Here is a 10,180-nt window from a genome sequence, read left to right as displayed (position 1 = left end):
GAGATGGAGGAAAGCGGCATGACCAAGGCTTATGGCAACGAAGGCAGCGGCTGTGGCGAAAAAAATGTCAACGTTGAAAAAGGGACAGGGACGCAAGAGCCTCAGTCTCAAGCACTCATCCCCGTGCCTAATGATATTATTTCATTGTCAATAAAACCTCGCATTATCAACGGTGTAAGTGAGGCAGGGATGAATGCCTTCACAGAGGCTTGTAGAAACATCTTTAGTAGTTTTGCGGATGCGATTGCTGAAACAGATCCCATAAAACTTCAGCATATTGTGGCAGTTGAGTGCGAAATTACGTTCTCTCTGACTCCTTCAAATGTTCTGTTTCGGGCCGTCCCTCGCAGGTAATGCCTGCAAATAATGCAACAATCGCAGGGGGGGTGCAGTCGGTGCACTCCCCAAATCAAGGAGGCACTAATGAATTTTAATAAGCTTATCGATGCAGCCGTAGAGACCGGGGCAGAAGCTACGGAACAGCATAATTTCTCTCATTATAATGCTGTTAATGCAAGTATGAGTAATGAAGAGTATAGAATTCATTATCAAGCGCTTGAGCCAGTGGTTTCAACGCCAGAAATAGAAGCGTTAGGTGTTGCAAATAGTGCTGTGCCTTTGGTTCCTAAATCTTCTAGTCCATCAAGTAACTCAAGTTGTCCTGCGTTGAGTTATAATAATTGCAAGGACTATGGTTGTAATACTGGGCTGCCCATGAAAAATGGAATTCCTCTGCTTCAAAATAATGTGGAGAATATGTTTATTGACCCATTGTCTACATTAAAAGTGGATACCAATATTAAGAATACGATACTATCAAATTTAAAAGCAAGCAAAGAAATTAATAAAGCGCGATTGGCCGAGGTCAGAGAACATGATATCAATAATATGTTTTCTGCCTTTGAAAACAATCCGATCACCCCTTTGTCTTGTATAAATTTCAATACGCCAAATTTTGCATGGAACAACGTTTCAAGCGATCTGCGTGAAGTGATCGACTGTTTGTCGTCGGAGGTTCTAATAGATAAAGAAGCAATTTTGCTTGGTGTATTAGGTTGTATTTCGACGAGTTCGCGCGGAAGCATTGAAGTCTCTCTCTCAGATAGGTGGAAGGAGCCGTTGATTGATTATGTCTGTGTTGTAAGCATGGCTGGGACAAGGAAAAGTTCTCTTGTAAATTTTTTGCGCCGACCATTTGAAAGTTTTACACAAAATTATTTACAAGAGAACGCAGAGTCGATAGCCAGCTCCATTGAAAAGCAATCAATGTTAAACCGTATTAAAAATAAGGTCTACAACAAAAGAGCTAAAGAAATAGCAGAAGAAATAGCAAGCGATGTGCCTTGCAATTCTTTAGCCATTGAAAATTGGTTGATGGAATTTACTGAAAAAACTCGTCCTTTGTCTGGGGTGGGGGTTGCTTGTAGTCCACAACTTTTTATCGATGATACTTCAAAAAACAAGTTAATAATGACGCTGGCGCAGCAAGGGGGGTGCTTGAGCATACTTTCGCCTGAAGGAAGTGGTTATTTGGAGATGATACGAAAAGATAAAGAAATTCTAGCGTTGGTATTGAAAGGTTATGATATGGAAGAGCATGATGGTCTTTACATGGGGAGAAAGCATGTTAATTTAAAAAATCCTGCATTGCCAACGGTGTTGATGGTGCAGCCAAACATAGCATATAAATTTTTTGAAAATTCATCATTTCGTGAAGTTGGATTGACCCCGAGGTTTAGCCCATATTTTTCATCTGGCAACAGTAGTGCTCGTGGCGAATATATTTGTCAGCATACTGACAGATTGCATGTTTACGAGACAAAGATCAAGTCGTTGTTGGAATGTTGCTATACGCAAAATCAATCGCGAAATATCGTAAAACTACAGATCTCTTGTGAAGCTATGGAAGCAATTAATGATTTTAGAAGAGAACTTTTGGCAATCTTGTCTACCAATAATGTTCGCAATATGATTTCATTTTTGGAAAAGGCTCACGGGAAAGCGGTTCGTCTTGCAGGAGCTTTTCATCTGTGGAAATATGACAAGCTGTTTCATGAAAATAAGATTGGGTTAAATGAGGTTACATGCGGGATTGAACTGACCAGATTGCTTATAGCTCATGCGGAATTTGCATTTAGTGATTATGGCTTGCGTGGATATAGAGATGCTGACCGAATTATTCAATATTTACTTAGGTCGCATTTTAACGAAGTTCACTCTGTTTATAATTCACGAGAAATCGAGCAGTACATTCGCGGCATTGATCGAGAACGAGCTTGCATAGCCCTAAATATTCTTGAGAATCATGGGTACATTCGCCAGTATAGGCAAGCATGCAAAAAACGTGAGTTTATATTGAATAGTAGATTTTTCTGTCAACGAACCAATTTTATTTTTTAAGTAAAAATGTCTACGCGTCTACGGTGCGAGTTTGTAGACGCGTAGACATTGACGAAGACCAATTACTCACTTGTGCGAAATATAGATCTTTATTTGCAAGTTTATTAAAAAAACGCGCCAAAATCTCTTCAGTGTAGAAACATGAAGCTAATGCCGTTCTTTCAGGCTGCCCAGCCACGCAGTCGCAGACACGATTGCCTGGCGTATAGATGTTGAAGGTATTAACTCCACCAGCCTCCTGCCCCCATGTGGTGGTGTGACAAGCGGGCTGACGCGCACGTCTCTGATGGTGGGAATTCCCTGTTCTGACTGGGTGGTTGTGTCTGCGGTCCCCAGGAGCCTGTCGGCGGGCGCGCATATGGAGCCAAAGCCGGGGCGTGTTAATGAGGTCCCCCCCTGGGCTGGCTAATAGAGCCAGCCTCGGGGCGGGTTAATCGAGCCACCATCGTCTCCAGCCTTCGCCCGGACTTCCGCAACGGGCTATCCACTCCACGTGCAATATCGAGGAGTAAGGGATGGCCAACCGGAGGTTCGCAGTGCATGAAATTCGTCACGTAATCAGTAGGATGCGCCTAGGGGAGTCTGACCGCCAACGAGGTCATTGAGCGACTGACCAGAAAGACGTCCCACACCCAACGCGGACAATCCGGAAGCGCCATTGTGGCGCTTCTAAAAACTCAACATTCATGTCAAGCGATCTCAAATAGCTGGCCCTGGCGTGGGTCTCAGAGCGGAGGCCGGCTTGTGACCAAGCGAAAAGCGAGGTGCGCTATGGCCAAATGGATTTTGACCCTGTGTCTCCTGTTGTTGGTTTCGGGCCAGGTCTTGGCCAGTCCGGCCTCACCGACACCCGAGGAAGTGGTCCAGCCGGACGGAACCAAGCTCATGATCAGCATCAGAGGCGACGAGTTCCAGAACTGGACCGAGACCTTGGACGGCTATACCGTGGTTCGCAACCCCGCCTCCGGTGGCTGGGAATACGCCCTGCCCCAGGGGACCAAGACCACGACCACCGCTCCCGGTGCGGACGCGAGCGCACCGCCGGTGACCACCACCCAGAACCTAGTGCCCTCGGGCCTGACCCCCGGCCGGGACGCCCCGCCGGCCGAATCCAAAAACCTGCGGCCTGAGTCCAATGCCGATTTCAAGGCCCGGTTCGAGGACAGCCTGATCAAATCACGCCAGGACAACCTCCGCAGCCGAGCCACCCAGCAGGACTCCGCCTCAGACGCTACAGCATCCGGCCTCGAAGCCGCGACCAAAGCGGACACGGCCACCTGGACAACCAACCCGGTGAGCGGAACGCGCCGAATGCTGGTCATCCTGGTGAACTTCGCGAACAGGCAACTGACCACCACCACCCAGAACTGGTACGACGCGGTGTTTAACACCACACCGGGCAAGAAGTCCGTGGCCAATTTCTACAAGGACAACACCCAGCAGAAGCTGGCCATCACCCCCATCTCCCAGACCCAACCCGACAACCCCTATCCCGGGGTGGTGAGCGTGACCATCGCCGCCAACCATCCAAATTATGGAAAAAACTGGGACTACGCCACCGAGGCCGCCTGGCTGAACCTTGCCCTGGCCCAGGCCGCCAACTACGTGAACTTCAACAGCCTGGACACCAACGGTGATGGCACCATCACCCCGGCCAAGGCCGTAATCTACTTCGTCCCAGCTGGGTACGAGGCCTCCAGCACCACCTCAACCCCCAACATCTGGGCCCACGCTTGGGGCGGGACAGGCGTCATGGCTGGGACCAAGACACTAACCGACTGGTCCATCAACGGGGAACTCAACAAGTCTAGCCGGCAGATGCCCATGGGGGTCATCTGCCACGAACTGGGGCACCAGATGTGTGGGCTGCCCGACCTCTACGACACCGACAACCGTAACCAAGGACTGGGTGCCTTTTCCGTCATGGCCGCCGGTTCCTGGGGCGCGGACACGGGCGAAGACGATGGCACCACCCCAGTATCCTTTGACGCCTGGAGCCGTGCCTACTGCGTCTGGGACGCCACCCGCCTAGCCTACAACTTCCAGACCCATACGTTCGGTCACGCCTTGAGCAACACCACCCTGAAACTCTTAGCCCCCTCGGCCAGTGCCACAGAATACTACCTGGCTGAAAACCGCTACAACACCAACTGGGACAAGGGCATCCGCCGCTGGCAAAGCGACTACCAGGGCGGACTGCTCATTATTCATGTGGACAACACCATTGGCACCTTTGCCAACAACGACATCAACAAATACGTGGCCGGCTCCCACCAGGGGGTGGTGGCCGTACAGGCGGACAACTCCTGCAATCTGCTGGCAGTGCCTCAACCTGAAGACGATCCTTGCCAGGGCAACCAGTCCGTCCTGTATTACCAGGGCCACAACGCGGCCTTCACCCCGACCTCAACCCCCAACTCCAATCTCTACGCGAACACGGGAACGGCCTTGGGGTTGACGGGCATATCCTCCGTTGGAGCCACCATGGCCGCCACGGTCATGGCCCCCATTGCGGTCACAGTGCCTTATTCCATCCTTATTGGTGGAAACTGAGATGGACAGTGGTGAGTGTGAAATTGGGTATCTCCTTGGAGTAGGTGCGGAAAGGCGTCTCTGATGCTGTTAACTCGGATCCCGCCTTGCCCTTCTGATCAGCCCTCATGGGGCCACCCACCTGTCCGAAAGAGGATCGTTTGACGGACACTCGGCCGCATCCAGCTGGTTGACGGTAGACTGGTGGTCCAGGAGCCGGCGCACTTGTCGGGCATCACAATGGAGCAGGCCGACGAGGCGGAGTTGTGAAACCCCCTGGTCCCGCATGGCCTGATAGAGGGCGAGCATGAGCGCCACCATGGGCGACGTGCTGACGGTCGGCTTGCCCGGGGCCGGAGCGGACGGGGTGGGAATGTGCAGATGGTCGTCCATGTACCCGGCCAGGGCGACGTGGAGCGCGTGTTGCGCCCATTTAAGGGCAAAGGCTTCATTCTCGCCGTAGGTCATCGCATCGCTATTGCCCAGGGGTGTCAAAGTGACGGGGTAATCGTACATGGGCTGCTTGCAAATCAATTTCAGGAAGTATGGGGTCCACGTCCGCGCTACCGTGGAAGGGAACCGTCGTTTTCCTGCCATTGTGAATGGCCCAAACGTGACCGCCTTTCCCAGTCTGGCGGTGGAAACCTACCGCGTAACCATGTATTTCCCCTCAACGATCTTCAATCGTTCCGACGCCATCAACTGCTGCACGGTCCTTGGCCGCGTTCCTGGCGACACGTCCAGCTGTAGCTTGAGCAAGCCCAGGTAGGGCTCGACGACTCGCTTGATCCTCCGGCGCATCGGCTGAGGGTACTCTCATGGAAAAGCACCTGTGCCTCCCCACGCTTGTCCAGGAAGGCAACCGAACCCTTCGTGGACAGCCAGTGCAGCGGGTCAAACATCGCGGGCATGGTATCTATTCCAAATCAGTCGTTGAGAAATTTTTTCAGCATCACGCCCGCCTTGAAGAACGGCAGTTTCTTAGGCCGAACTACGGTGGAGACACCCGTTTTAGGATTCCTGCCCAAATAAGACTCGTATTCACGCATCACGAGTGAGCCAAAACCTCGGATTTCCACACGGTCGCCTTCAATCAGTGCCTGCCGAATCCTCTCGAAAAACGCATTCACAAAGTCGGCAGCCTCTTCGTCAGGCACGTTGAACCGTTCCCCGAAATCTTTGATGAGTTCGCTTCTGTTCATCCTCACCTCCCCGTGTTCGCAACGATAACGGCACCTTTCACGCGAGGCAAGATCAAGCGTCCCTGTGAAAGTTTCCTTGGTGCCACCGCCGCGCCTTGGTGTTCTTCGGCGGCACCGCGCGGCTTGTCATCGTCAACCCCAAGTGCGCCATCACCAAGGCCTGCTACCATGATCCCGATGTGCAGCGGCCTTTGTCAAGATCGCCCAGGGATAAGACTTACCGACTCATCTCCCCTTATCCGCCAAGGGAGCTCCACAAAAGGGCATCTGCGAGTCCGGGGCAAGTACATCAAGAACAACTTCCGCGCCTTGCGTGATTTCGGGGTAACAGCTGACGCCAACCACCAGTTGATGGAGTGGAGCATGGGCACGGCCGGCAACCGTGTCCACGGCGCATCACACATGAGCGGCCACTAAAGCGTTTTGCCGAGGCGGAACCCCATTCCCTCAGGCCGTTGCCCGAGGTGGCTCCGGAGGTCGTGGCCTGGGCCGGAGTCAAACTTCATGGTGGCAACCGGCCCTATGGCTGTCAACTACCACGTCCAATTCGAGCAGGGGCTTCTGTTCCGCTCCGTTTCAGCTGGTGCACCAGAGCATCTGTGGCTGCGCGCCGGAAAAAGATCATGCACTTCCATGGCCAGACCCTGGTGGCCGTCCATCTGCGCCGGAAACTCGTGGGCCATCTATTTCTTAGCTGCCCTCCTGAACAATCTCTGGGCGGCATAGCAGCGTTCTGAGTTTGAAGAAGAAATACAGGTACAAAAAATGTTGTAATCGGAAAGTTATTCCTAGTCTAAATAATTATTTGTAGTACATTAAGCGTAGAGTCTTATAATTTTCAGTTGCATTGCGTTGAGCTTTTGAAATTATAAACATTTTATGCTAATTCAAAATTAATTCATGAGCACTATAATATGAAAGTATAGTCTCATTCATCCTGATTGTCTTGCTCCACAAGATGTGAATCAGAATCATTTTAGTAGGTGGGATGTAATGCATGTATTTAAATACACTTGTTCTCACCAAAGCATAGATCGTTGCACACATTAATACGCACACCTAAAAAATATTCAATGTTTACTAGTTTGACTTAATAAAGATATGAATCGGTCTTGATCTCATTTTTGCAGTGATGAGACTAAAACAATTACATGGCAAGCTAGTAATCTCTAATTAAATTATAGTTAAGTAATGTGAAAAAAGATCATTTAGTAAATAAAAAAGTTTCAAACAAACTTCTCGCAGGCAATAAGGAGCAGCTATGTTCACTGGAAACCATGTGCTAGACGAGTTAAAGAGAGATTACCCGTACACAGACAATATACTTCAAAAACTTATACAGATGTTAGAGTTCTATGCAGGTATCCATGGCAAAGCATTGGTAGTCAGGTTTGATCTTAAATATCCAGAAGGATACAGAGAAGTGTATTTCAATGATAGCATCATGAAGTTTTCAGCATATATTGTTCAGTTTTATAAAAACCAAGGATACGATCCGTGTTACATGTGGGTAAGAGAGCAGGAGACTAGTCTTCATCCCCACTATCATTTTTTGATCTTGCTCAATGGAAACAAGGTTAGATCGTACCACTATGTTTTTGAGACGGCCAAAAGCTTTTGGGGAAATATATTAGGTGTTTCTCCTTTAGGTCTCGTTGATCATTGCACAAAAGGAAAAGATGGTACTTTTCATGAAAATGGTATCTTGCTTGTTAGGTCTAATGGAAACTACTGTGAAAGATGCTCTGATGTTTTAAGACAGGTATCGTATATGGCTAAGTTTGATGGTAAAGGAGACTACTTAGATGGCCTGAGAAATTTTGGTATGTCGCGTTTACATCGTCGTTGATGGTCAGAGATCCTAAGTAAAGTAAAATAATTTGGTTTTGCCAAAATTGTCCAATAGTTTTTGCTGTAGACTAAAATAAATTTCACGCTTAGCCAATAAAGGAGACTATTCATGGATACCGACAAGAAGCTCCCTAAGATCAGGCAGTCTGGTGTAATTCAAATTAGAGGTAAAGACGTTACAGCATATGAAAGCAAGTTGGATTATGCTCATCAAATTGGGATACGAAGTTTAGAAGTGGATGTTCTTCAGTATCAGTCTGAACAAAATGGACAAGTGTGTTTATGTAAAGCGAGACTAGAGACTGATGATGGTAAAGTCTTTTCGGACATAGCTGATGCCTCGCCCCACAATGTCCCGAGAGGATGTACTGACAGCTTTCCAAGAATAGCTTCGACTAGAGCAAAATCTAGAGTGATTTCAGATGCATTTAATGTCAAGAGTGTCGTGAGTGATGACGCTGATCCTCTTGCATATGAGGGAGCAGGGGGACACATCATCGATGTCGATTTCAGTGCTGTGGAACCTGTCCAGGGCCAAGCTTTACAGGCTGCACATGATGGTGGTGGGACCAAGCCAGCTTCAGATAGACAATTGCACTTGATCGGCTCATTGGCTTCCCAGAGGCATGTGTCTCCTGAAGATATGGCTGCCAGTATGTTTGGAAAGTCATTAAATCATTTGCAGGGTAGTGAAGCCAGTCAATTGATCAAACAATTGAAGTAAAACGGATTATGTTGAAGATAGTTAAAACTCTTCTCTCTCGAGTTTCTGTGCCAGGCCATGGCCATGTCGATTGCTGTGGTCGTTTTCGGCATCGAATAGTCGACAGATTGACGATGGCCTTGCAGGCTGGTTGTGATGCCGGCTGAGTGCCATGCCGTCTGGAATCACGAGTCCATCCATGTCCACTCCACCCTTGACCAGGGGCAGGGATTTGATGTTAATGGAAACGATCGCGTAAGCCCCGGGATTTCCATTGGCAATTCGGAGATCGGGTTGGCGGCGTTATCCATTTCGGCGTTCCTGTTGCGGCTGGTGTGAACCAACGGACTCATCTCGAAGACGGAAGTCGAGACCTCATACCGGCACATTTCGACGCGGATACTGGATGAGTTCCCCACGGCTATTGGCGATGTCGGTGCCAAGCTGTTGGATGAGAAGCACAAGCTCCAGTTTTCCTTGGAGTCCGAAGTGAAGGATCCGATCGCGACCATGAAGTCATTCAACCGACAGTTTCAACTGGGAAAGCCCGAGATCGAAGCCGTTGAATGGGCGTGGCCGCAGGAGCAGGGCGAGACCATGTTTCACATCATTAATGTGTACACCAAGGCGGCCCAGTTCCCTCGGCTAACGGCGGAGAGTGGCTATCGGCTGCAGCGTGTCGGCGGGATGATCCTGGGCATGGTCAACTGAGGTAACTGAGGTGAGTAAGAGTAAGAGCCCCATTCTGGAAGGGAATGGGGCTTGGGAAGAGTAGAGAAGGTGGGTGTTTCCCACTTAACCCCTGATTTTTGAGGGCGGGTGCTCGAAATCACGGGGGGAGACTTTTCAACGTCCCACGTTATCGCCACAAGTATGCGTGAAGCTGAGTTTAGTTCCCACTTTGCGTCACAGAGGATGGTGGGGAAAAAAACGAGTATTCTGTCTACCCAGGGGTGGACTGGGAAGATATTTGTGTTTGTTGCCTCGGGTGGACGGGGCTATTTTGGGGTCATGGATACCTTGAAAGACAACTCTAATCCCATACGTCAGGAAAAGGTGAGCGGTGTTCCCGTGAGTTGCGGAGAGTGCCCACATTGGCACCAAGCAGAAAGAAGGGTCGAGTGGGGGTTCTCATTGGAAGTTCGATTCTGCGAGGTGGTAAAAGTATTTAAATTTGACTTTAATAGCCCTAGCGATGCATGTATTGATGAATTTAAGTTGAATAATGAGGCCCAGAATGGTCAAGCTTGATCGAAATGAAATAGATATACATCCGGATAGGTCAAGAGTTGTGCGTTTGATTTGGATCATACAAGAGGTTCGAAGTAACCCACATCAAGGCATTGATCAATTTATCTCGCGTGCAGGTATTTCGCGAAGCCAATTTTATAAAGACAGAGCAAGCTTGGCTGATTTCGGCTTTACCTTTGATTATAAAAAAGGATATGGTTTCCATGTAACTGAAGATAGGCTATCGTCAGCGCAGGACCTC

Annotated in this window: 9 protein-coding genes; 7 read left to right on the top strand and 2 right to left on the bottom strand. The window is 49.3% G+C overall.

Features of this window, described 5'->3' with window-relative positions; all coding sequences use genetic code 11:
• From NY78_RS25090 to NY78_RS21235, 3 genes are all read left to right on the top strand, one after another.
• Positions 1-354: hypothetical protein (locus NY78_RS25090; protein ID WP_231584076.1), on the top strand; the 354-nt coding region annotated here is incomplete at its 5' end.
• Between the two features lie 69 nt (positions 355-423).
• Positions 424-2,400 carry a DUF3987 domain-containing protein gene (locus tag NY78_RS24300; protein ID WP_197084304.1) on the top strand — a complete coding sequence of 659 codons (1,977 nt, stop codon included), beginning with the start codon at positions 424-426 and terminating at the stop codon, positions 2,398-2,400.
• Between the two features lie 744 nt (positions 2,401-3,144).
• Positions 3,145-4,953, top strand: a complete 1,809-nt coding sequence (locus tag NY78_RS21235; RefSeq protein WP_156181112.1) for a M6 family metalloprotease domain-containing protein — start codon at positions 3,145-3,147, stop codon at positions 4,951-4,953.
• Positions 4,954-5,058: 105 nt separating this feature from the next.
• Here NY78_RS21235 and NY78_RS21230 read toward each other — a convergent pair whose 3' ends face one another.
• Positions 5,059-5,448 (bottom strand): hypothetical protein, encoded by a 390-nt coding sequence (locus NY78_RS21230; RefSeq protein WP_047960343.1) that lies wholly within the window; start codon positions 5,446-5,448, stop codon positions 5,059-5,061.
• Between the two features lie 410 nt (positions 5,449-5,858).
• The gene (locus tag NY78_RS21225; protein ID WP_043640841.1) at positions 5,859-6,134 is read right to left on the bottom strand and encodes an HU family DNA-binding protein; all 276 of its coding nucleotides are present in this window, start codon (positions 6,132-6,134) and stop codon (positions 5,859-5,861) included.
• 1,261 nt (positions 6,135-7,395) lie between these two features.
• On the opposite strand from NY78_RS21225, the gene NY78_RS24295 reads away from it, so the two are divergent.
• The 4 genes from NY78_RS24295 to NY78_RS25080 form a co-directional block, all read left to right on the top strand.
• Complete coding sequence (locus tag NY78_RS24295) at positions 7,396-7,983, top strand: YagK/YfjJ domain-containing protein (protein WP_082140189.1); 588 nt, start codon at positions 7,396-7,398, stop codon at positions 7,981-7,983.
• Between the two features lie 111 nt (positions 7,984-8,094).
• Complete coding sequence (locus tag NY78_RS25085; protein WP_156181110.1) at positions 8,095-8,709, top strand: hypothetical protein; 615 nt, start codon at positions 8,095-8,097, stop codon at positions 8,707-8,709.
• Positions 8,710-9,177: 468 nt separating this feature from the next.
• A complete protein-coding gene (locus NY78_RS25685; RefSeq protein WP_231584075.1) occupies positions 9,178-9,399 on the top strand; it encodes a hypothetical protein in 222 nt (73 codons plus the stop codon).
• 526 nt (positions 9,400-9,925) lie between these two features.
• The coding region (locus NY78_RS25080; RefSeq protein ID WP_156181109.1) for a hypothetical protein at positions 9,926-10,180 on the top strand (255 nt) is incomplete at its 3' end.

The sequence above is a fragment of the Desulfovibrio sp. TomC genome, assembly GCF_000801335.2.
Lineage (GTDB): Bacteria > Desulfobacterota > Desulfovibrionia > Desulfovibrionales > Desulfovibrionaceae > Solidesulfovibrio.
The sequence above is the reverse complement of the archived record's forward strand: the minus strand, read 5'-3'. Positions and strand labels throughout refer to the sequence as shown.